Origin of the sequence: Fibrisoma montanum (genome assembly GCF_003583365.1) — a bacterium.
GTDB classification, from domain to species: Bacteria; Bacteroidota; Bacteroidia; order Cytophagales; family Spirosomataceae; genus Fibrisoma; species Fibrisoma montanum.
On record NZ_QXED01000006.1, the window covers coordinates 1 to 21,313 of the forward strand.

Sequence of the window (21,313 nt, forward strand, 5' to 3'; positions counted from 1 at the left end):
CAACCGGCTAACCTGGCAGCTGCAGGCGGCCCCGGGCTGCGACGTGAACGTGCTGCGCTACCGGATCTACTACGCCCGCTACGAGCAGGACGAGCTGACCCGGCTGGACAGCGTGGCGGCCCCGGGGACGTTGTACGAGCACGTGGGGCTGAACACGGTGGCGGGCTGCTACCAGGTGACGGCCGTGAGCCGGCGGGGGCTGGAGAGTGCGCCCTCCAACAAGGTGTGCGTCGATGCGTGTCCTCAGCTGGTGCTGCCCAACGTGTTCACGCCCAACGGGGACGGCAAGAACGATGTGTTCACGGCTTTGCGGTGTCCGCGGTTTGTGGAGTCGGTGGAGCTGGAGGTCTTCAACCGGTGGGGGGTTCGGGTGTACCGGGGTTCGGGCCCGGAGCTGCGCTGGGACGGTCGCAGCAGTTCGGGTGAGGAGCTGCCCAGCGGTTTGTACTACTACCAGGTGCGGGTGAGGTATGCGGTGGTGGACCGCAATGCGCCCCCAGAGGTGCTCAAGGGCTGGGTGCAGCTCATCCGCGACGGCGTCTCGATGAGGTAAAAGGAAGGAGGAAAGGAGGAAAGGGAGGAGAGGAGAAAAGGAGCTGGTCAAACAGCGATCACTCCCTTTCCTCCTCCCCTTCCTCCTTTCCTCCCTTTTACCTCATATTATGATAAACGTTCTGCACATCGTCGTCTTCTTCGATGCGCTCAATGAGCTTTTCAACATCGGCAGCTTCTTCGTCGGTCAGCTCTTTGTAATCGTTGGGAATCCGTTCGAATTCGGCCTGTTTGATCTCGTACCCCTTTTCTTCGAGGAATTTCTGAACAGCCCCAAAGGCCGTAAATTCGCCGTAGATGACGTACTGGTTGGTTTCTTCGTCCAGTTCAACCTCTTCGCCCCCAACGTCGATTAGTTCAAATTCCAGTTCTTCCTGATCAATACCTTCGGCCGAAATCCGGAATACACTCTTGCGGTCGAACATGAAATCAAGCATCCCCTGAGTGCCCAGACTACCGCCCAGTTTGTTAAGGTAGCTACGAATGTTGGCAACTGTGCGGTTATGGTTATCCGTAGCGGTCTCAATTACCAGCGCAATGCCGTGGGGCGCATACGCTTCGTATACAATCTCCTTGTAATCCTCCTGCTCTTTCGACGAGGCTTTCTTGATGGCCCGTTCAACGTTATCCTTCGGCATGTTGGCCGCTTTGGCGTTCTGGATAACCGCCCGTAACCGTCCGTTCGTATCGGGGTCGGGACCACCGTTTTTCACGGCAATCACAATGTCTTTACCAATCCGGGTAAACGTCTTGGCCATCTGACCCCACCGTTTCATTTTGCGCGCTTTTCGGTATTCAAACGCTCTTCCCATTGTGCATTTAGGTTTGTGGTTTGTAAATAGTAGTTTGTGGTTTGAAGTCATGGAACAACCTCAAACCCCGATCTACCAACGTCAAACTAAAGGGTTTGCTCAACTACCTCCGCATTCAGCACCGGTACGTCCACCTGCCCCCGCAGCAAATCTTCGAACGTTTCGCGCTGCCGGATCAGGTAGGGCGTCCCATCGTACACCAGCACCTCGGCAGGGCGAACCCGCGAGTTGTAGGTTGAAGCCATGCTGAAGCCATAGGCACCGGCGTTGTCGAACGACAGTACGTCGCCCGGGCGCACCTCCGGCAGCGACCGGTCGGTAGCAAACGTATCGGTTTCGCAGATGTAGCCCACAACGGTGTACAACTGCTCTGGCCCGGTCGGGTTCGATACGTTCCTGATATGGTGGTACGCGTCGTACATCATCGGGCGGATCAGGTGATTAAGCCCCGAATCGACCTGTACGAACGTCCGCGACGGATTCTTTTTCACGACGTTAACCCCCACCAGCAGGTGTCCACTCTCACTGACCAGCAGTTTGCCCGGCTCAAAGCACAGCTCCAGTTCACGGCCGTAGCGCTCGCAGAACGCCCGGAATGCCGTAGACACTTTAGCCCCCAGGTCGGTCAGGTCGGTGGCGTAATCGCCCGGATGATACGGCACTTTGAACCCGCTTCCAAAATCGATGAAGCGCAGGTTCGGGTAGTCAGCGGCCATGTCGAACAGGACGTCGGCAATTTTCAGGAACGTATTGCCGTCTTTGAAGTCCGAGCCGGTATGAATGTGCAGCCCTACCACCGGAATGTTGTACTGCTCGATGGTCGCTTTGATCTGCGCCCGGTAATCGTTCGGAATGCCGAATTTAGAATCGCCGTGCCCGGTCTGAATCTTGAAGTTTCCGCCCTCCGCAATGCTTGGATTGATCCGGAGGGCAATGGGGTACTGACTGCCATAAGTCTGGCCGATCTGCTCCAGCAGGGGCAGGCTGTCGACGTTCAGCTGCAGCCCCATCCCGATCGCTTCCTGGATTTCGGACCATGCATTACCGCTCGGGGTGTACATAATCTGCGACGGCTCAAAACCGGCCAGCAAAGCCAGCCGCCCTTCGTTGACCGAAACGACCTCCACATCAATTCCCTGCTGCCGCATGAGCTTCAGGATAGACAGGTTCGTCAGCGCTTTGGCCGCGTACTTTATTTTGAGGTTAACTCCGTGGAATGAAGTCCGGAGCAAGCTGATTTTTTCGATAATTTTGCTGGCATCGTACACATAGAGCGGCAGGCCAAACTGGTCGGCAATCTGGAGTACGTCAACGCCCTGAATCTGATAGCGGCCCGTCGTGTTTGGCGAGCCCTGATTGTCAATATGCATGGTTCATGAAACGAACCGCAAAATTACTTTATCTTTCTCCCATGTACAAAATTAGCCGTGTACTCTTGTTGCTGATTTGGGGAAGTGCAGGACCGGCCATTGCGCAGGTACCACCCAAAGCAGCATCGGCTACCAATGCCACCCCCCGAACTATCCAGTCGGGAACCGTCCGGTCGGAAACCATCCAGTCGGGTCCGATGGTCGGATACTCTGACATGCGTGAAGTGATGCTGTGGGTACAGACCAGACAGCCCGCCCGGGTCCAGATCCGCTACTACGAACCGGGCAATCCGACGCAGGCGCGTCTCACGAACGAAGTCAGGACGGAGGCTAAAACGGCTTTTACAGCCCACCTGCTCGCCGATCAGGTGGAACCCGGCAAAAAGTACGTGTACGACGTGTTGATCGAGGGCCGAAAGGCGAGCCTGCCCTACCCGACACGGTTCCAAACCCAAAACCTGTGGCAATGCCGCACAGACCAACTCCCCGCCGTCGGCTAACTCCCTCACTCAGACCACCAAACCGCCAACGCTAAAACACACCCATCCTAACAAAAACGCTTTTTAGCTCACGCAGAGCTACTTATATTCCGCTACCATGAACGGTACTGGTTTCGCTACCGAATGCGCCTATTTTGTGAACCGTTACCCTGTATACGCAGGCCCAAAACTGGTAACACAGCTAGAAAAACAAGCCCTTTCTAGGTTTTTTCACATACCGCCCAGTAACTATTTAGTTTTCTTCTCTATCTACTAAACCGGCTTGTTACCGGTAACTTTCTACTTAACCTGCTCATAGTGATATATGTGTCTTTTGGTTGATATGTCACCAATGGCGGGCAGACGGTTTTTAATCATTTGTTAATTTTAGGCAGACCCCTTGTTTTGGATTTGCGCTGGTAAAGCGCCAACCAAACCCGTAGCTGTATGCCTTTATTTTTCCGGCTGAAGATGGCCATTTCCGTCCGCTACAGACCCCGCACACTAGCGCGGGGCAAGCGTTACGCCCGCGTTCACAACGCGCAGCTCTACCACGAAAACCTGTCCGGCATTGACCCTGGCGACCCTCTGCCCTTGCAGGTCATCATTACCGTGAACGGCGTGGAAGACGGCGGATTCTATCTCAAGCTCCCCGAATCGGGCGCTCCCCCGGTGGACAGTCACGGCAACCCTATGCCCGGCGCGAATCACGGCGAAGTCGTCACGGTGAACCGCCACCTGTGGGATCAGAAGGCGCAAGGGGTTATCCTGCGTGATGCAAAGGGTCGCACGACCCGGCAGCGTAACCGCGACGTGGAGTTATTTAACGATAGGCTCGAGCGCATCAAACTCGAAATCAAAGACGTGCTCCTGACCCAGGAACGGCGTCACGCAGCCGGTCAGGCCCCCGCCCCCACGACCCAGAGCGTGAAAGAAGAGTGGCTAACCGGTACCCCGTACCAAAACCGTTCGATTGCCCCGCCGTTGGATGCGGAACGGCTGCTCACCGTTACGGAAGCCTATCAGGGGTACCTGGTGTATCTGTATTCCCTGAAAGACACCGAGAAGGCCGCGAGGCCCCGGACCATTGAGCACTACACCTGCGGGCTGAACCATCTGAAACGCTACCTGGAGCGCGAAGGTAAACCCGGCCTACGGTGCGAGGTCATTACCGCCCACTGGGGCAAACGCTACCAGCATTACCTTGTTACCGCCTACAAAATGCGCATCAATACGGCCAATCAGTACGTTCACATGGTGCGCACCGCGCTCTCGTATTACGTCGAAGAAGGTAAGCTGGTCCGTAACGGTTTGTCGGATCTTAAGCTCGACCGCTCGGATGACAAAGAAGTTGTCTGGCTTACCGACGCGGAAGTTGCCGCCGTGTGGGCCATGAAAGCCCCCGGCGCGCAGGGCGTGGCGCTCTGGTGGTTTAAGCTGATTCTGGCCACCGGCATGGATTTGGCCGACTGTCAGACCTACATCGACAACCAGGACGCCCACGAGGTCGAAATCGGCGGTTTGCGGAAAATAACTATCCGCCGGGCCAAAACCGGCGAATGGTCGCACATCCCGATTACGGGCAACGACCGGCTGGAAGAACTGCTACGCGGTCCTATCCCTGCCAAAATGGGGCTTGATAGTCTGAACATCTACCTGAAGTTCATCGGCGGCATGCTCAATCTGGCCTATCCGTTAACGACCAAAATCGGGCGCAAAACGGCCGGGGCGTTATTTTTGAAGCGCTATTCGATCAAAGCGGTATCGAGGATTTTGGGTCACAAAACCGTATCCATGACCGAGAAGTATTACGTAAAAGTATCCGGCAACTATGTCGATTTAGAAATGCAGTTAGTAAACCAGTAATCCGTACACACTCACTTAAGTCTATTCCACAAGCATCATGAAGAACACAATCCACAACCGCATCACGCATCTGAGTCCCAACACCCCGACCACTACGCTGGCCCCCAGGCAAGAACTTTCGCCACCTTAACATATACGCTTTATCCCGAGAGAGGGGCGGCTGCGGCTGTCCCCTTTTTTTTGTTATCCCGTTAATATCCCTACTCAAACAGCGTCACCGTCGGCGCAACCTGCACAACGCCGACTTTGCGAACCAGATCGATGCTGCCTGCCCGGTTCAGTAGTTCCTGCTTGGCCTGCTCAGCCGCTTCCGCAATGGAGGAAAACCACCGGGTCTGCCCCTCGAACGTAAAGCCCCATACATCGCCAATGTCGGCGTTTTTGGCGCTCACCATCTCACGCACTGGAACGTGATTGGTTGGCTCGAGACCTACACTGCGAACCAAGTGAATGCTATTCGACAACGGAACGACGGTTTGCAAATCATTGACAACCCGCTTCAGACCTTTCTTTTTGCCCGTCCCCTGCCCGCCCTGATAGCGTTTACGGGCTAGTTCTTCCGCCTTTGCCGGGTCGAACGTGGCCAGCTCGGGCGTACTGATGTACTCGTACCCATTCCCGAACGGCTGCCGTACCAGCGCCCCGGCATCGCTTAACGCCCCTAACAGCGCGTGGCCTAAGTGCATGGGAACGCCCGTTGCCTTGATAAGCTTCACGGCATCGATTCGGCGGTAGGTAGCGGGGTCAAGCTGTTCAGTAAGGTAATCCAGCGCCTTCTGCCAGGCTTCGGCGTTGTCCGGCTTTGCGGAGGTGCCCGGCATGGAAACGGGTGTAGCGAGTACGTTGTGACGGGGAGCAGTCATGTAGGTTTGCAGTTTTTGACGGTTAATGAATATTCGGTTTTTGATCGTGCCGACCGGCAAATCAAAGTGGGTAGCCAGTTCTTCGTAGCGGTGCCCATCCGCCCGCATCCGCATCAGATCAGCGTTCATGCCCTTCAGTGAATCCAGCGCCTTATCAATCAGATCCACCTCGAACGCCGTAACCCCTTCGTTCTGACTGATGCCCAGCGTCCCTACCCGTTCGTACAGGCTATCATCGGGTTCATCGACTTTCTTGAACCGTTTTGCCCGGTTGTAGCGGGTCACGAACTCATTGTAACAGATTGCACTCAGCCACCCCTTCAGGTTGCCCCCTTCCGGATTGTATTTATCCTCACTCATCAGGGCCTTTACGAGCACGTCCTGCGCTAAATCCTTGTAGTCGTCGGTGTCGGCAATGAGCTTACGGGCGCAGGCTCGTACGAACGATGTGTGCTGTTCGATCAGCTTCGGCCAGGGCGTCAGGTAGGCAGTCTTCGGGGCGGTCATGGGGCGATGCGGTGACAGCGTAAGATACGAAAACAGGAATGTTTTTTGCACCCATACCAGCAACTATTTCCTGTCAACCTTGCTTTTGATAGGAATTTTTCCTAGTATTTGCCTGTTTTCAGCTCATTTGTTCTAGCCAGCTTATCCATGCCCCGTCAGGAACGCATTATACGGCCGTGGGAACGACGAAAGGTTACGGAGGGCAAAACCGCCTACGTCAGTCGGGATCGTTCATTCTACGCGTCCAATGCGTGGCGTACGGCATCCGAGCGGTATCGGCGTGAGAACCCGTTCTGTGTGGAGTGTCTGAAAGCCGACATGCTGACCGACTGTTCACCGGGAACGGGCAATGGTGTGACCGATCACAAGGTACCCATCAGCAGTGGGGCCGATCCGTGGGATGAATCGAACTGGCAGGTTTTATGCCATAAACACCACAATTCTAAGCGTTTTAAGGAACGCAAAGACCGGCAACATGGAGATGATTGATACCAAGTTACTACCACCGCCCGAAGCGTTTAACCTGGTCGTATCGGGCTCGCTGATGCAACGGCTCTGTTTGGAAAATTATATCAATCAGGAAACGCCTATCGTTCGCCCAACGCAACAGGTCAGCGTTCAATGGGACGGCACGACTTTGATCGCTCAGGTAGTTGAAGTCGGCCAGGAGTCTACGTTCTTGTTTAGGCCAATCCGGTTAAGCGATGCAACCACGCTTGGCGAACAATGGTTACTACTGGCTTTAAGCCGGATTGCAACGGGCAAATCCATTACGGCAATGTTTCATGATTAGCGTAGAAGACAAACTCAGACAGGTCATAATTCAGCACATCGCTGAGGACATGGACCACATGGCATTGTACGGAACGCCCAAACCCAGACCAACCCCGCCTAAACCGACCCGGCGCGAGGTTTGGGCAAACCGCCTTCAATCCCTCTTCCGGTTTCTGTCCAATATGGACTTTGAGGTTGGCCGGGTAGCTGTTGGTCATGGCGATACGACCTACTGCGTGGCCCTGTTTTCGTTTGGCTATTCCCGGCGATACCTTAGCATTCATCTGCTACCGGCTTATACGATTCACGAAGAAGGACAGAGCCGGGAACGCGCCCTACTTGGCTTTACACTGCTAAAAACGAGTGAAGAGTTTTGTTTGTGGCCGTACCTGGCTTACCGGAAGTTTGACAACGCGTTAAGGTAAAAGTTATGCTAAAAGAACCTAAGTACATACCACCACGCCCAAAGAGCCTGGATTGGTCGTATTGGTATGATGAGCGCACAAAACTTAAACGGGCCATTCAAGCCAACCAGAAGCGCGGTCTGTGGATGCGGCCAGCCCCACGAAACAACCGTATAACGAACTAAACAATGGACGTTCAATCTACGACAGAACTTAAGCCACTTGACTATCAGAAGGGTTGGTGTCGCGCTTACATCAAAGGCGGGCGCATCGAATTGTTAACGCCCGATGGTCAATGGATGAGCTACATTCAGGATGTTGAGATTCACCACAGCCTTGACGCTTACTTTGGCCGCGAGATAAACATGGCGACAGTCAAAGTGCCGGTGTTTCTGTTCGATTCAGAAGAACAGGCCAAGGCGGTCAACACACCGGAAGCACCTACTAAAATAGATTAACCATGATATTAACGATCAATTACAAAGGCATTCCCATTTCAGCAGTTATTGAGTCTGGTAAACTTACTACTGATGAATTGTCGGGACTTAAACAGGTAATGGACTTAGTTGATGAGCGGGCAGGAAAAGAACAGACCTGCAACCTAACGTGCAACCTATCCGGTTCAGACCTGACATTGGCGCATGAACGAGCAACAGTGTATAGGAAGGGTTTTAAGTCATGAGATACCGAACCGCAACCGTACTATGGGCGTGTTCTGCCTCTATTTGGGCTGTTCAGGCTGGCATGGCATTAGCACGGCACGATAGTGTTGCAGCCATCATGTACGGTATAGTCGTCGCAAGTCATTTGTTCTGCGTCTATACCAATGCGCGTTGCATACGATGAAGAAGTACATGCAGACGCATTACATCGAACGCTGTAGCGATTGTCCGCTAGATGATGATGAGGATAGTACTATCAAAACGACGTAACTACCTGACCCCCAGGGGTGTGCGACAAATCAAAAAACCTTCATGTTTCACGACCGTATGCCCTGTTTTCTGTTTGATCGTGCAAAACTCCTATAGGGGGTTCTTAATGTATTCATATGAACGAAGGCAGACCACCCGTACCGACTGAATTAAAGGTCATTCGCGGTACGGACCAACCCAGCCGGGTTAAGAAAGACCAGATGCAGCCGCAGCGGCTCGAGTCGCTGCCGATGGCCCCCGAATGGCTCAACGAATACGCCAAAGATGAATGGTACGCCGTGGCCGAACAGCTCCACCGGCTCAAAATGCTGGCGTCAGTGGATATGGGCCTTCTGGCGGCATACTGTCAACAGTTGGGCGTGTTTCAGAAGGCGCAGCGCGAACTGGAAGCCAACGGCTACACGATGGAAACCCACAACGGCTTTGAAGTGCCTTCCCCCTGGGTGGCTATTGGCAACAAGGCGCTCGACCAGGCCGCAAAAATCGGGGTTCAGTTTGGCTTAACCCCGGCTTCGCGCACCCGGATACCGCAACCCAAACAGAAAGAAGCCAACCCATTCAAAGCCCTAAAAACCGGCACCAATGGCTGATTTTAACCGCATCGCCTTACGGTACGCTGAAGATGTGATTTCAGGCAAACAGATTGTCGGGAAATACATCCGACTTGCCTGTGAACGGCATTTGCGGGATATGGAGCGGGGTAAAGAGCGAGGCTTGCGCTTTGACCATGCGGCCGGTCAGCAGGTGATTGATTTTGTGTCGAATCTCCACCACTGGAAAGGGGCGAAAGCCCGCACGGCCATTGAGCTGGAACCTCATCAGCAATTTTATTTGTACAGTCTATTCGGCTGGAAGCGAGCCGATGGCACCAGGCGATTCCGCAAATCGTACAAAAAAGTAGCCCGTAAAAACGCCAAAACGACCGAATGCGCCGGTAAGGCCATGTACGCGGCTTACCTGGACAACGAACCCGGCGCTCAAATCTACTTTGTCGCTACTAAAGAGGATCAGGCCCGCATCGGCTTTAAAGACGTTCAGGAAATCATCAAAGTAACCCCGGGCCTACCGGAAATCTTTCAGACGTTCACCAAGTCGGTTGTTTGCCCCGAAAACAGCTCGTTCATGAAGCCGCTGGGTTCGGACTCGAAAACCTCCGACGGCTTCGACCCCTCCTACGGCATTATTGACGAATACCACGCCCACCCCAACGACGGGATGGTGAACGTCATTGAGTCCGGCACCGGGGCGCGTCGGCAACCGCTGCTGGACATCATCACCACGGCGGGTTTCAATAAACAAGGGCCTTGTTTTAAGTTTGAGAAAGTCGTTAAGAATGTGCTGGAGGGTGTACTGGAAGACGACGCCCTGTTTGGGCTGATTTACGATCTGGACGACGACGATCTGAAAGACACCAACTGGCAGAACGAAGACGTGTGGGTAAAGGCTAATCCGAACCTGCACGCATCGGTATACCTGTCCAACCTGCGCGATCTGTGTCGTTCTGCCCGCAACGAAGGGGGCGAAAAGGAGGTAAACTTTAAAACCAAGAACCTCAACATCTGGGTTGATGCGGCTAAAACGTGGATTACCGACGAAAACTGGATGAAAGGAGCGGGTAGTTTCAAGCCCGAAAGCCTTCAGGGCGCTACTTGCTACGGCGGGCTTGATTTGGCCGTTGTAGGTGACTTTTCAGCCCTTACGCTTACGTTTCCCATGCCGGACGGCAGTTTTAGGCAGCTTTACTACTTCTGGATACCCAAAGACACGGTTTCAGCCCGGGTTGCCAAAGGGTTGTCCAACCTTCAGACGTGGGTTAAGGATGGGTTTGTCAGGGTTACAGAGGGCAACGTGACCGACTTTGACGTGATTGAGCGCGATGTTATTGAGCTGTGCGAGATGTTCAACGTAGTCAGTATCGCCTATGACCGCAACCTGGCGAACCAGCTTGTGAACAACCTGAAAAACGAAGGGGTCAATCTGACGGAATACAAACAGACGGCCGTCAACTTTACCCCGCCTACCCAGGAATTTGAACGGTTGATCCTGTCGGGTAAACTTCACCACGGCAATAACCCGGTGATGCGCTGGATGATGGGGAACGTCGTCATCAAACGAGACATTAACGGCAACGTTCGGCCCGACAAAGACCGGGCGGCTGATAAAATCGACGGCCCGGTGTCTTCCATCATGTCGATTGGCGAATACCTGACGTTTGCCGGGCAGCCGGAAGACGACAGCGGTTCCAGCTACGAAAGCGAGGGGATTTTTTACGTGTAGGTTGAAGAATCTGTTTACAGAACGAAATGGGTTATATACGCCATAAAGCACTAATACTAACAGGCTTTCGACCCGAGGAAGTCGAAGCCGTCCATCAAGAAGCCAAACGGTTGTTGTCGGAGTACACGGCTAGTCTATTCCTAGATGCAAGCACATTGGTTACGCCTATTGTTAGGGGGATAGCAAACAACTACTGGTCGTTTATGATTGCGCCGGATGGTAGCAAGGAAGGGTGGCATGAGTCAGACTACTGTGATAAGGCCCGGCACGAACTGATTCGGTTCATTAAAAACCGCAAGCTGTATGTAGATTACGTCGAAGTAGCCTTTGGGGGAGACGATAAAGGGGCTGACCTGACGGCGTTCAATGAAGAGGAGGTAGACGACGATTAAATGGTCGTTTTTTCGTATCTTACGCTATGCTGACAGACAAGGATATTAGGGACATTGCTGCGTATTGGGGGGCACCCTGCGAGTACCGGTTTACCGAAGACCGGCGGTACGCGCAGGAGTTGTCACTTGTCAAAAATGTGGGCATTGAGCTACTACAGCACTTTCACTACGCCGATATTTTAACCCGAACGGTTAAACTCCACCTACGAACCCTGTCTAGTCTGACCGATGAAGAGGTAAGAGAATGCGCTAGAGTCGCATTGCCCGAAGACCGATCAAAGGATTTGTTTAATTACGAGGATGACGTAAAACGACAGCACGGCAAGTTGTTTTTAGACACGTTTTGCATACACACAAAAGGCTATTTCTACTTTTACTACCAATCACTTGGGCTACACGACCAAGTATCAAATTCAGGCCAGCTAATTACCTACCTGCAAAGCATCGGGGTCTACGTGCCGGGCACCATTCGAGAGGAACTAGTACAGCTACAACAATGAACGACAAACTACCCGACATCAAACAGGTATTTGAGGAACGGTATTTTAAACCGGCTAGAAAGGAGATTCACAAAGCATCCTACGAAGATGCCTTTATAGTTGGTCAGGAACGCTTTCAGCAAGAACACGGCTTTCGGCTCCCGTTCGGGCTGCGACAGTTTAAACGGCACCTATCGAGCCGTACGGGGTGTTAATCTTTCACAAATTTCCAGTCAATGAGCGCCCCGGTTTCGCCGTTAACCGTTCCTTCTGCGTAATTGACCACTTTTCCACCAAAGGCGTTTTTGCCCCGAAACGTCGTAAATACGTATACCGTACTGCCATTGTCTTTAAAGCGGGTAGATACATGTTCGTAACTGTCCGGATCGTTCATACTGCTTTTTATTGCTCGCTCTAAACCTGGGTGCGATCCGTCCCATGGCGAAAAGAAGCCTTCGACAACCTCAGACCGGGGGCGCACAGTACTTACGCTGTCTGAATCATCGCTCGGCGGCACAGTCAAACTATACAGGATAAACAGTCCTAAGCCAACTAACAATAGAAAGGCACACCCTTTGCCGACCGGCTTAACTTCTTTGGGCTTTGATTCAGTCGCAGAACCGGTATTAAGTATGGTCGCCTTCTGCTGTTCAAATTCGGCTTCTGTGATAGCTCCTTCCTGTTTTAGTTTTACAAGCCGTTCAAGTTGGGATAGTTGTTGTTCATCCATGGTGATTAGTATGTCTGCGTAATATGTTTTGCCTTCCTGTCGAACCTGTAGTAATGTTGCCCTAAACGCGGTGCCATTATCAAAACTATCAGCTATCTGAGCTGATACAGACGCGGGCACGTACCCTAATTGGTTCTTTTTGTAGTAAATCTTGATAGCGTTTGTGTCAAATTGGTTGGTTGGCTCTCGAATAAGGCGTAACAGTGTGTTTTCCGGAAGTGCTGGTAATAGATACTGGCCGTCGTATTTGTCTGTAGCAGCAATGTAAGTGCGTATTGGCTGCATGTATGGTGTGGTTTAGTGAATGGTTAACAGACGAAAGTAACAAACGCCCGGCATCTACTTCGTGCAACGCATCAAATTTTCACTTTCCGGCTACCTAATTTGCTTTTCTCGCACCGGTTCAGTACTTTAGCACTGTCCAGTACATAATTGCCAGCGGTACAATGCCGCCTGAACCGCCAATTCAGGTTTTTTTGTGCCTTACATACATCAAATTGCTATATTTACGGCTCAAACGAGCCAAAGTGGCGGTTTGTTACTCCCGTATCACGTCTGTAATGGATGTGGTAGTTACCTGGCAAGGTACTGGACAACGGGTCGGTAGCAAACCGCCACTTTTTTATTGCCTGACTTACAACGTAGTAAGTACATAAATGTCCAGTATAATGCTAAGTGCAAAATCTAATGGCGGTGTCAGCTACTCCCCGCCAAAAGCGCAGGAAAGTGCGCTGTCCCTCCCCGACGTTCACACCTACGAAAACGGTGTGCAGTACGTAACAGCTAGGTCGCTCTATAGGTCCCTGACCAGCAACGCCAACAATTTTAAACGTTGGTCTACAGACAACATCAAAAACAACAAATCGGCAATGCAAGGCATTGATTATCAAAGAATCATGCGCCGTGCAGAAAACAACCGACTGATTGAGGATTTTGATGTTGCGCTGGATTTTGCAAAGCATCTATGTATGCTAACGCAAACCGAGAACGCCCACAAAGTTCGTATGTACTTTATTGAAGCTGAAAAACGGTACCACACCTTACTAACAGAGCGCAATCAGCAGGTAGCTATTCAGCTTACAGCATTGATGGGCTTGTTAAACGAGCAAAACGAGCGCATCATAGGTTTGGAGCGACGTATTGACAAACTGCATCGTGATCGGGTGAAATATCTTAAGGCCAAAGTTGCTGACCGTAAGAGGGTCGAAATTGAACGTCGTCAACAATCCCAGGTTAAGGACCTGTTCGATTTATACGAACGCTACGTACGGATTGAACAGATTGACGGCCCCTTGTCCATATTCAGCGACCTGGTTGATGCGCTAAAGATGCACTACGGCATTGACATGTACGCTTACAGAGGTGTAAAGAAGGCAAACGAACATTGGTTTGATTTGGCCGGTCGGTACGGCTTTGCTGGCAGTCTGGTTGGTGTCTTAAAAATGCACATGCGTAAATCCCGCTATCTGTGATGAACGAGCTAATCAGAGTGGCAACTAACGAGCAAGGCTCACAGGTTGTTTCGGCGCGTGAACTTCACAGCTTCCTAGAAAGTAAACAGCAGTTTGCCGATTGGATCAAAAACCGGATTGACAAGTACGGATTCGTTGAGGATCAGGACTTCACGACTTTTTCAGAAATTTATGAAAAAGGCAGACCCCGTATCAACTATGCCTTAACGCTGGATATGGCGAAGGAGTTGGCAATGGTCGAAGCCAATGAAAAGGGACAACAGGCAAGGCGATACTTTATTGAGTGTGAAAAGCAATATCGCCAAGTAGCACCCAAACCCCTCACGCCTGCCGAACAACTTTTGCAACAGGCTCAGTTGATGGTCGAACAGGAACGGCGGGTTACGGCCCTCGAAAGCAAGGTGCAGGAAATCGAAGCCCGAACGACTACCCGGCCCGATTACTTCACTATCGCCGGGTATGCCAACGTAAACCGGATTCCGGTAAACCTCAAAGTAGCTGCCCGGGCGGGCCAACAGGCAACTAAACTCTGTAAAGAGCGCGGTTATTTGCTTGATGCCTGCGACGATCCCCGGTTTGGCCGGGTCAATATGTACCCTCGAACGGTGTTGGACGAAGTGTTTAGGACGCCGTTACAGTTGTAATGTTGCACAAATCCACGAAAAGCCGGGCCAAAACCCCGGCTTTTTTCTTTTCATCGCTGTACTAAACAAAGATTAGACCAGAACTCAGGTAGTCCAATCTACCCCTATTTCCCTCAAAATAGTGCCATTTTGACCTAAAATCCGGGCCTTTTTGACATCAATCCTGCCCCTTTTTGCCTGCTATTTCGCAACTAAGCTAAGCCGTAACAACTTAGCCCCCGCGCTTTGAGCATTCTGGGCAACTTGTGGGCGTCATTCTGGTCAACCGGCACCCCAACGGACACCGTTCCGCGTGGGCTGTCGCTGTCTACCGAAACCTACGACCCGTCCATCGCCCGGCTCATGGGCTTAAACGAGGGCAAAGTTGCCGTAACCGAGGAAAATGTACTGGGTTTATCCGCCGTGTACGCCTGCGTTGACCGGATTTCAAAATCCATTGCGTCGCTGCCGTGGGATGTCTACGATCAGCCTGACGAACGGACCAGCCGCAAGGCATACGAGCATCCGGTTTTTAAACTCCTACATACGCAGCCCCATCCGCTCTACAGTTCATCTACGTTCCGGCGCGTGATGCTCAATCACCTGCTGCTACGGGGTAACTTCTACGCCGAAATTCAGCGCGACGGTCGCAACCGTCCGATTGCGCTGAAAATCCTCAAACCCGGCGACGTTACGCCCTACCTCTACAACGATCAACTGTTTTACCAGCTCACCGACGGCCGGGTGCTGATGGACTACGAAGTCTTTCACCTGAAAGGCTACTCCACCGACGGATTGGTTGGCCGCTCCCCTATTCGTGTAGCGCGTGACGCCTTTGCCGCGAGTCTGGAAAGTCAACGGTTCGGCACCCAGTTTATGCAGAACGGGGCTCGGCCGGCCGGGATTCTCTTGCATTCGGGCAAACCCAGCCCGGAAAGCAAACAAAACCTCAAAGAGTCGTGGCAATCTCAGTACTCGGGTGACGGCATCGGCAAAACCGCGACGCTAACTGATGGCTGGACGTATACCAAACTCGGTATCGACCCGCAGGACGCGCAGTGGATCGACTCGAAAAAGCTCTCCAGGGCGGAAATCTGCGGCATTTTCGGCGTTCCGCCCCACATGGTAATGGATCTGGACAAGGCAACCTTTTCCAACATCGAAAACCAGAACATTTGGTACGTCGCCCACACCTTGACGCCGTATCTGATCGAAATGGAGCAGGAAGCGAACCGCAAGCTGTTCCGCGACTCCGAATCCGGCCGCTACACCAACAAACTGAACGTTAAGGGCCTCCTGCGGGGCGATACGGCCGCTCAGACCGCTCACCTGTCGGCTCTGGTTGACCGGGGCATCATGAGTCGAAACGAAGCCCGGGCGCTCGATGAGCTCAACCCCTACGAAGGCGGTGACGAATACCTTGTACAGGGTGCGATGGTGCCCGCCGATTTACTACGCGATTTCTACAACAAGAAAATTAACGACGGCAGCGTACCGGGCACCACGGCCCGGGCGGTGACGCCTAAGCACTATGGATAAGGAACTACGCATCATCGAAACCGCCGATTTTGGCATCGAAACCCGGACTGTGAAGCGGGCCGATGGGGAGGAGGTCGAACGGTCGGTCATTGTTGGCAAGGCGGTCACCTTCAACACCTACAGTCAGGTGCTGGGCTGGTTTCGTGAGCAGATTGTTCCGGCCGCGTTTGAGGGTTGCGACATGAGCGACGTGGTATGCCTGAAAAACCACGACAATAACCTGATTCTGGGCCGCACGGCTGACACGCTCTCGCTCGAAGTACGTAACGATGGGCTGTACTTTACGGCCTACCCTCCCGACACCCAGGCTGCCCGGGATGCGCTGGAAGAAATCCGTTCCAAAATGATCCGGGGCTGTTCATTCCAGTTCAGCATTGCCCCCGGCGGTTCGGATTGGGACACCGACCCCGCTACCGGCGCTGAGATTCGCACCATCAAGAAAATCTCCAAGCTCTACGACGTAGGGCCGGTCACGTTCCCCGCCTACCTCGACACCAATACGGATGTGGCTAAGCGCGATTACGACAGCGCCAAAGCCGAACGCGAACAACAGCAGCAGGAACAACAGGAGCAGCCACCCGTAGACCCCTTTACCCCAATTGATGTATTTCAGCGACGCGCCCGGGCGCTCAGTCTAGTTTAGCGGCCCTCCGCTACAGTACCAACTTTTATCAGGACAGCTAAAGGTAACACAATGAAAACAGTAAAACAGTTACGAGACGAGCGGGGCGAAAAGCTCGAAAAACTAAACGCCATCACGGCCACGGCCAACCAGGAAAAGCGGGAGTTAAAGCCCGAAGAGGTTACGGAGTTTGACGGGCTGGAAACCGAAATCCGCTCGTTGGATGAGCAGATTAAGCGGGCGGAAATCGCCGAACAGCGCAACGCTGAAGCCGCTGCCAGCCAGGGTAAACCCTTGGGCAAACTGGACAATGAGCAGAAGCGCCAGCAGCAACTTGGTCAGTTTTCATTCCTGAAGGCCATCCGCTCACTGACGGCCGTAAACCAGAATGACAAACTGACGGGCTTTGAGCTGGAGATGCACGAAGAAGCCGAACGCGAAGCCCGGGCCAGCCACCAGACCATCAACGGCGTGGGTATCCCTTCCATCGTCATGAAAGCCAAGTCGATGGAAACCCGCGACAACTCGGTTACGATGCCGACGCAGCCCGCCGATGGTTCAGCCGTGGTGCAGACCCAGAAGCTGATTTCAATGGAAGACATGCTCCGCAATGCGCTCATGACGCACCACCTGGGAGCAACCTACTACAGCGACCTGGCGGGCAACGTGGATTTTGTCCGCATGACCGAGCGCCCGGTGGCTACGTGGAAGCCCGAAGTTGGCAACCTCGACAAGTCGAACGTAAAGTTTGGCCCCGCCGGTAGTTTGACGCCGAACCGTATCGGTACCTACACGGTGCATTCGTTCCAGTTTTTGCGGCAAACGGCCCCGTCCATCGAGGCCCAAATCCGGCAGGAGCTGGCGTATTCAGTAGCGGAAGGTATTGACCGGGCGGCTATTCTGGGCGATGGCCTGGACAACGAGCCGACGGGTATCCTGAACGCTTCGGGCGTTACCAAAATATCAATGGGCGCCAACGGTGGGGCCATGAGCCGCCAATCGACCATCAACGCTCTGGGTCAACTGCTGGCTAAGAACGTCAACGGACGCAACCTGGGCTGGCTCATCAACGGCGCTACGGCTGCCGCCCTGCTGGGAACGCCCTACAACGAAACCTCAGACCGCTTCGTCATGGAAGCCCTCGACCGGATCGGACCCTACCCGGTTGCGCTGTCGAATACCGTGCCTTCCAACGGTACTAAGGGCACGACGACGACCGAAACGCTGTCTAAAGCCTTCTTCGGCGCTTGGGAAAACCTCTACATCGCGCAGTGGGGCGGCTACGATCTGATGGTCAACCCCTATACGCTGGGTAAAGCCGGCCAGGTGGAGCTCATCATTCAGGCGTTCGCCGACATCCTGGTCTACGAACCAAAGGCGTTCGTGGTCCTCGAAGACATCGACACTACGCTGTCGTAATCACCCGGCCGGGTTGCGCTGTTGGTAACAACTTGTCGATGGCGACCCGGCCCCAACTAACCAACGTCATGACGATCAAATTCAAAGAATCCCTTGCCGGTACAGGCTACGAGCAGTACGAAGGCAAAACGGTAGAGAATGCCGAAACCATTTTCGGACCCGCGCAGGCCGCGTATTTCCTTGAAACCGGAACCGCCGAAGCCGTCGGTGAGAAAAAGAAAACAGCGACCGCCCCGCAAGGCGAAACCCCCGAAAAATAAGCCGTGATCTATTCTGCCAACCGTTTGCCATTGCCCGACCAACAGGAGCGCGAACTGGCGCTACAGCCTAGTCAGGTAGCGTCGTGGCTACGGGTGGACGCGTTGGCAGAAGCAGAAACGATACTGTTTCTGATCAACAATGCGATGGATAGGGTCGAGGAGCTTTGCAATCAGCCCATTTTCGAAGGGTCATACCGCGTGACCTTACCGGGCTTTGTTAGCGGGAAACTGCCGGTTTTGACCCCTATCACACTGACAAGTGTAGCCTATCGGGTTGCAAACGCTAATACGGATATTGCCTTAACTGACACTGGCTATCTGCTAGATGCTAATTCACTCAGTTTCTCTGCCGCAACGCTTGCGTTACCCGATGTTGGCCGCGTAATAATTGAGTACAAGGCGGGCTACCCAATCGCGCAAGTGCCGGGGTCTATCAAAATGGCGATGTGCTACATGATCACCCAATGGTACGAATACCGGGCGGATGGGGGGCTTACTCCGGAAATGAAGCAGCGGTCGGCTGAGATGCTGGAAAGATTTATCAGACACACTACGTAATGGCAAAGAAAGTCACGCAGGCCGGGCAGTTGGACAGGTTCTGTACAATCTACACGAGGGACGCCCTGAAAGACACGCACGGCAAGCTACAAGGCTACGTGCCGACGCCGGTTTACTCGAATCTGCCCTGCAACAAACAGGACGGACCCGGCGACGAAAAAAACGAGCTGGACCAGCGCAAAACCGCTTACGGTACGACGGTCTTCACCATTCGCTACAAGGCTGACATTACCACGACCATGAAGCTATCGTGCGAGGGCGTAGACTACGACATTCTTCGGGTAGCGGAAGGCGAAGGACGCAAACAATGGTTGGTGCTAACCACCCAGAGTAAAGACAAATGAACGTAACGGTTGACACCACCCAGCTTGAACGATTAGACGGCCGGCTCACCCGGGCGGGCCGGTTCGTATCGGATCGGCAGGTGGTGGGCCGGGCGCTTAAAAAAGCCGGTGAGCCGGTCCTGAACCGGTTGCGCGTCAATACGCCCGTCGGTCCCGGCAACGAACGGATCAGTCTACGCCGGTCCACCCGGCGGGGCTATTCGAGCAATGCCTACCGGCAGGGAGGGGCTACCCGGCGCGATGCCCGGCTGAAGGTCGTCGCGGGCAAAGGCAACGAAGTCGCCCGGCTGCTGGCCGGTATCGACAAGCGCCGGGGCAAGGTGGGCTGGCGGACGCCGTTCACCACGCGCGGCACCCGTGACCGCTACACCAAAACCCCGCGCCGGTACGTCGGCCGGGTGCGGGCCAATGACTTTCTGGGGCGTACCGAGCGCGAAACCCTGCCGGGCTTCGTAGCGGATTACGGCCAGACCATGAGCGATCAGGTAGAACGGATACTGACGACGACCACATGATTTCACAGGCGCTTTACGCCCTGCTGAGTCAGGACGATACGATTAACGAACTGGTGGACGGCCGCATTTACGGGGCTTCGTTTGAGCAGGGGTCGGCCTTTCCGGCCATATGCTACGCAGCCAGCGACATGCGCCCACTGCCGTGCCGACGCCCGGGCAAGACCCGAACCGGAACGCTGGACCTTGATATTCTGGCCAACGACCTGGACGAACTGGGTCTGATTGCTGAAGCCCTGCACGAAAAGCTCGATAGTCTCGACACCATCGTAGCGGGCTACAGTCTGAGAACCGGCGAAGGCGAAGACGAACCCGACGACGAAGACACGGACCTTGAAAAGTATTACAAACGCATCCAATTCCGCCTGACGGCGACAAAACTAGACTAACCATGGCAACACGCACCGACCCCGTTGTACTCGGTAAACAACAGTGGTTCTACGTCAAAAAAGGCTCCGACTACGTAGCTCTGGGCTGCATGACCAACTACGACGAAAACGAACCCGGCTATCAGCCTCAGCGGTTGTCGTGCCGCTCCGGTACGAAGGTATCCCCCGGCGGTGAAAAAGACCTGGCTACGCTCAACATCGAAGGCGTCGCTCACGTCTACGCCAGCGGTCAGGTAGCCTCCAACGTATCGGCGGAAGAAATCCGGGGCTGGACGCAATCCGGTACGATTGTCGAAGCCAAGTGGGGCGGAACGCTCGAAGGCGACCCGGTTCACTCGGGCAAAGGCTACTTCACGGGCTTTAGCCGCCGGAACCCCAACGACAACAACACCACCTACTCGGTCACGTTCAACTGCACCGAAGAATACGCTACGGCCGCACTGGCTCCACCATCGGGTAACTAAGCATGGAAGAAAGACAGGGTGCCATTGACAAAAAAGGGCAGTCGGGTAAGGTGTATCATTTCAAATACGGATGGTACGCCTACCGCCTGCTGAGCAAACAGACCGACGTAACCAAAATGGGTGAGCTGCCGGTCGATCAGTACGTCGCGTATTTGTTTCTGGCGGGTCTGCTGGCCTGCAAAACAAAGAACGACCTACCGGACGGCTTTGAGCTGGATCACGTCTACGAAGTGCTGGACGATTTGAATGATGCCGACGCCAAAGAGGTCTACAAGCTGGCTGAACATGCGCTGGGGTTTATTCTGGAGAGCGTACAGAAGATGATGACGAACGGCCAGGCAACACCGGCCGATCAACAGGCCTTGACTGGAACGCCGTCCTAGACTTCGCCCTGGGCGACATGGGCTTGAAGCCCGATGAGTTCTGGAACCTGACCATTCCGGATTACAACCGGATGGCCGATGGGTTTCAGCGCAGACGCCGGGAGGAACTGGAATGGCGCGGCACGCTCATGGCGCACATCGCTACGTTCGGCGGGGTCTACGACCCGGCTAAGGTTCAGTTCAAACGGCAGGATTTTCTCTTGCTCCCCGGCGACAACCAACCCGCGAAGATCATCCTGCCGACGCCGGAAGAAATGGAGCGGATCAATAAACGATTTAATCAGTAAGTCC

General features: G+C 53.8%; 28 protein-coding genes. 24 read left to right on the top strand and 4 right to left on the bottom strand.

All coding sequences use genetic code 11. The annotated features are described in order from the left end of the window. Window positions 1-553 (top strand): T9SS type B sorting domain-containing protein (locus DYU11_RS19840; RefSeq protein ID WP_147367975.1); only part of this gene is annotated, 553 nt, incomplete at its 5' end. A gap of 97 nt (window positions 554-650) precedes the next feature. On the opposite strand, the gene DYU11_RS19845 is transcribed toward DYU11_RS19840, so the two are convergent. Next, the gene (locus tag DYU11_RS19845) at window positions 651-1,364 is read right to left on the bottom strand and encodes a YebC/PmpR family DNA-binding transcriptional regulator (RefSeq protein WP_119669471.1); all 714 of its coding nucleotides are present in this window, start codon (window positions 1,362-1,364) and stop codon (window positions 651-653) included. A gap of 86 nt (window positions 1,365-1,450) precedes the next feature. Next, on the bottom strand, window positions 1,451-2,734 hold the full coding sequence (gene lysA, locus DYU11_RS19850; RefSeq protein WP_119669472.1) for a diaminopimelate decarboxylase: 1,284 nt from the start codon (window positions 2,732-2,734) through the stop codon (window positions 1,451-1,453). A gap of 41 nt (window positions 2,735-2,775) precedes the next feature. On the opposite strand from lysA, the gene DYU11_RS19855 reads away from it, so the two are divergent. Together DYU11_RS19855 and DYU11_RS19860 are read left to right on the top strand one after the other, a co-directional pair. Further along, the gene (locus DYU11_RS19855) at window positions 2,776-3,234 is read left to right on the top strand and encodes a DUF7800 domain-containing protein (protein WP_229365948.1); all 459 of its coding nucleotides are present in this window, start codon (window positions 2,776-2,778) and stop codon (window positions 3,232-3,234) included. Window positions 3,235-3,660: 426 nt separating this feature from the next. Then, window positions 3,661-5,079 carry a tyrosine-type recombinase/integrase gene (locus DYU11_RS19860; protein ID WP_119669473.1) on the top strand — a complete coding sequence of 473 codons (1,419 nt, stop codon included), beginning with the start codon at window positions 3,661-3,663 and terminating at the stop codon, window positions 5,077-5,079. Between the two features lie 200 nt (window positions 5,080-5,279). On the opposite strand, the gene DYU11_RS19865 is transcribed toward DYU11_RS19860, so the two are convergent. After that, window positions 5,280-6,449, bottom strand: a complete 1,170-nt coding sequence (locus DYU11_RS19865) for an RNA polymerase sigma factor (protein WP_147367976.1) — start codon at window positions 6,447-6,449, stop codon at window positions 5,280-5,282. Window positions 6,450-6,596: 147 nt separating this feature from the next. On the opposite strand from DYU11_RS19865, the gene DYU11_RS19870 reads away from it, so the two are divergent. From DYU11_RS19870 to DYU11_RS19915, 8 genes are all read left to right on the top strand, one after another. After that, a complete protein-coding gene (locus tag DYU11_RS19870) occupies window positions 6,597-6,938 on the top strand; it encodes an HNH endonuclease signature motif containing protein (RefSeq protein ID WP_119669475.1) in 342 nt (113 codons plus the stop codon). Continuing rightward, on the top strand, window positions 6,925-7,242 hold the full coding sequence (locus DYU11_RS19875; protein ID WP_147367977.1) for a hypothetical protein: 318 nt from the start codon (window positions 6,925-6,927) through the stop codon (window positions 7,240-7,242). Before DYU11_RS19870 ends, DYU11_RS19875 begins: the two co-directional genes overlap by 14 nt. Further along, a complete protein-coding gene (locus DYU11_RS19880) occupies window positions 7,235-7,648 on the top strand; it encodes a hypothetical protein (RefSeq protein ID WP_119669477.1) in 414 nt (137 codons plus the stop codon). Before DYU11_RS19875 ends, DYU11_RS19880 begins: the two co-directional genes overlap by 8 nt. Before the next feature lie 167 nt (window positions 7,649-7,815). Next, the gene (locus DYU11_RS19885) at window positions 7,816-8,085 is read left to right on the top strand and encodes a hypothetical protein (protein WP_119669478.1); all 270 of its coding nucleotides are present in this window, start codon (window positions 7,816-7,818) and stop codon (window positions 8,083-8,085) included. A 590-nt stretch (window positions 8,086-8,675) separates the two neighbouring features. Further along, window positions 8,676-9,149, top strand: a complete 474-nt coding sequence (locus DYU11_RS19895; RefSeq protein ID WP_119669480.1) for a phage terminase small subunit P27 family — start codon at window positions 8,676-8,678, stop codon at window positions 9,147-9,149. Continuing rightward, window positions 9,142-10,836, top strand: a complete 1,695-nt coding sequence (locus DYU11_RS19900; protein WP_119669481.1) for a terminase large subunit — start codon at window positions 9,142-9,144, stop codon at window positions 10,834-10,836. Before DYU11_RS19895 ends, DYU11_RS19900 begins: the two co-directional genes overlap by 8 nt. A 203-nt stretch (window positions 10,837-11,039) precedes the next feature. Beyond that, window positions 11,040-11,228, top strand: coding sequence for a hypothetical protein (locus tag DYU11_RS19905; protein WP_119669482.1), 189 nt, complete (start codon window positions 11,040-11,042; stop codon window positions 11,226-11,228). A 496-nt stretch (window positions 11,229-11,724) separates the two neighbouring features. Next, window positions 11,725-11,922, top strand: a complete 198-nt coding sequence (locus DYU11_RS19915; RefSeq protein WP_119669484.1) for a hypothetical protein — start codon at window positions 11,725-11,727, stop codon at window positions 11,920-11,922. Here DYU11_RS19915 and DYU11_RS19920 read toward each other — a convergent pair. Then, on the bottom strand, window positions 11,919-12,722 hold the full coding sequence (locus tag DYU11_RS19920) for an HIRAN domain-containing protein (protein WP_119669485.1): 804 nt from the start codon (window positions 12,720-12,722) through the stop codon (window positions 11,919-11,921). The genes DYU11_RS19915 and DYU11_RS19920 overlap by 4 nt on opposite strands. A 383-nt stretch (window positions 12,723-13,105) precedes the next feature. Here DYU11_RS19920 and DYU11_RS19925 point away from each other — a divergent pair, with 383 nt between their 5' ends. From DYU11_RS19925 to DYU11_RS19985, 13 genes are all read left to right on the top strand, one after another. Continuing rightward, entirely contained in the window at window positions 13,106-13,909 is an 804-nt protein-coding gene (locus tag DYU11_RS19925; protein WP_158600321.1) for an antA/AntB antirepressor family protein, read from the top strand. Next, window positions 13,909-14,553, top strand: coding sequence for an antA/AntB antirepressor family protein (locus DYU11_RS19930; protein WP_119669487.1), 645 nt, complete (start codon window positions 13,909-13,911; stop codon window positions 14,551-14,553). Before DYU11_RS19925 ends, DYU11_RS19930 begins: the two co-directional genes overlap by 1 nt. Window positions 14,554-14,778: 225 nt before the next feature. Beyond that, window positions 14,779-16,071, top strand: a complete 1,293-nt coding sequence (locus DYU11_RS19935; RefSeq protein ID WP_119669488.1) for a phage portal protein — start codon at window positions 14,779-14,781, stop codon at window positions 16,069-16,071. Continuing rightward, a complete protein-coding gene (locus tag DYU11_RS19940; protein WP_119669489.1) occupies window positions 16,064-16,714 on the top strand; it encodes an HK97 family phage prohead protease in 651 nt (216 codons plus the stop codon). The genes DYU11_RS19935 and DYU11_RS19940 overlap by 8 nt, the downstream gene beginning before the upstream one ends. A gap of 51 nt (window positions 16,715-16,765) precedes the next feature. Next, window positions 16,766-18,112 (top strand): phage major capsid protein, encoded by a 1,347-nt coding sequence (locus tag DYU11_RS19945; protein WP_119669490.1) that lies wholly within the window; start codon window positions 16,766-16,768, stop codon window positions 18,110-18,112. Window positions 18,113-18,180: 68 nt separating this feature from the next. Then, window positions 18,181-18,372, top strand: a complete 192-nt coding sequence (locus DYU11_RS19950) for a hypothetical protein (RefSeq protein ID WP_147367978.1) — start codon at window positions 18,181-18,183, stop codon at window positions 18,370-18,372. 3 nt (window positions 18,373-18,375) lie between these two features. Beyond that, a complete protein-coding gene (locus DYU11_RS19955; protein WP_147367979.1) occupies window positions 18,376-18,930 on the top strand; it encodes a head-tail connector protein in 555 nt (184 codons plus the stop codon). After that, window positions 18,930-19,274 (top strand): phage head closure protein, encoded by a 345-nt coding sequence (locus DYU11_RS19960; RefSeq protein WP_119669493.1) that lies wholly within the window; start codon window positions 18,930-18,932, stop codon window positions 19,272-19,274. Before DYU11_RS19955 ends, DYU11_RS19960 begins: the two co-directional genes overlap by 1 nt. Beyond that, window positions 19,271-19,789 carry an HK97-gp10 family putative phage morphogenesis protein gene (locus DYU11_RS19965; RefSeq protein ID WP_119669494.1) on the top strand — a complete coding sequence of 173 codons (519 nt, stop codon included), beginning with the start codon at window positions 19,271-19,273 and terminating at the stop codon, window positions 19,787-19,789. Before DYU11_RS19960 ends, DYU11_RS19965 begins: the two co-directional genes overlap by 4 nt. Next, window positions 19,786-20,175 (top strand): tail completion protein gp17, encoded by a 390-nt coding sequence (gp17, locus tag DYU11_RS19970; RefSeq protein WP_119669495.1) that lies wholly within the window; start codon window positions 19,786-19,788, stop codon window positions 20,173-20,175. Before DYU11_RS19965 ends, gp17 begins: the two co-directional genes overlap by 4 nt. A 2-nt stretch (window positions 20,176-20,177) precedes the next feature. Further along, window positions 20,178-20,639, top strand: coding sequence for a hypothetical protein (locus DYU11_RS19975; protein ID WP_119669496.1), 462 nt, complete (start codon window positions 20,178-20,180; stop codon window positions 20,637-20,639). Window positions 20,640-20,641: 2 nt separating this feature from the next. Next, window positions 20,642-21,022 (top strand): hypothetical protein, encoded by a 381-nt coding sequence (locus tag DYU11_RS19980; RefSeq protein WP_119669497.1) that lies wholly within the window; start codon window positions 20,642-20,644, stop codon window positions 21,020-21,022. Window positions 21,023-21,039: 17 nt separating this feature from the next. After that, complete coding sequence (locus DYU11_RS19985; protein WP_158600322.1) at window positions 21,040-21,309, top strand: hypothetical protein; 270 nt, start codon at window positions 21,040-21,042, stop codon at window positions 21,307-21,309. Window positions 21,310-21,313 lie beyond the last annotated feature (4 nt).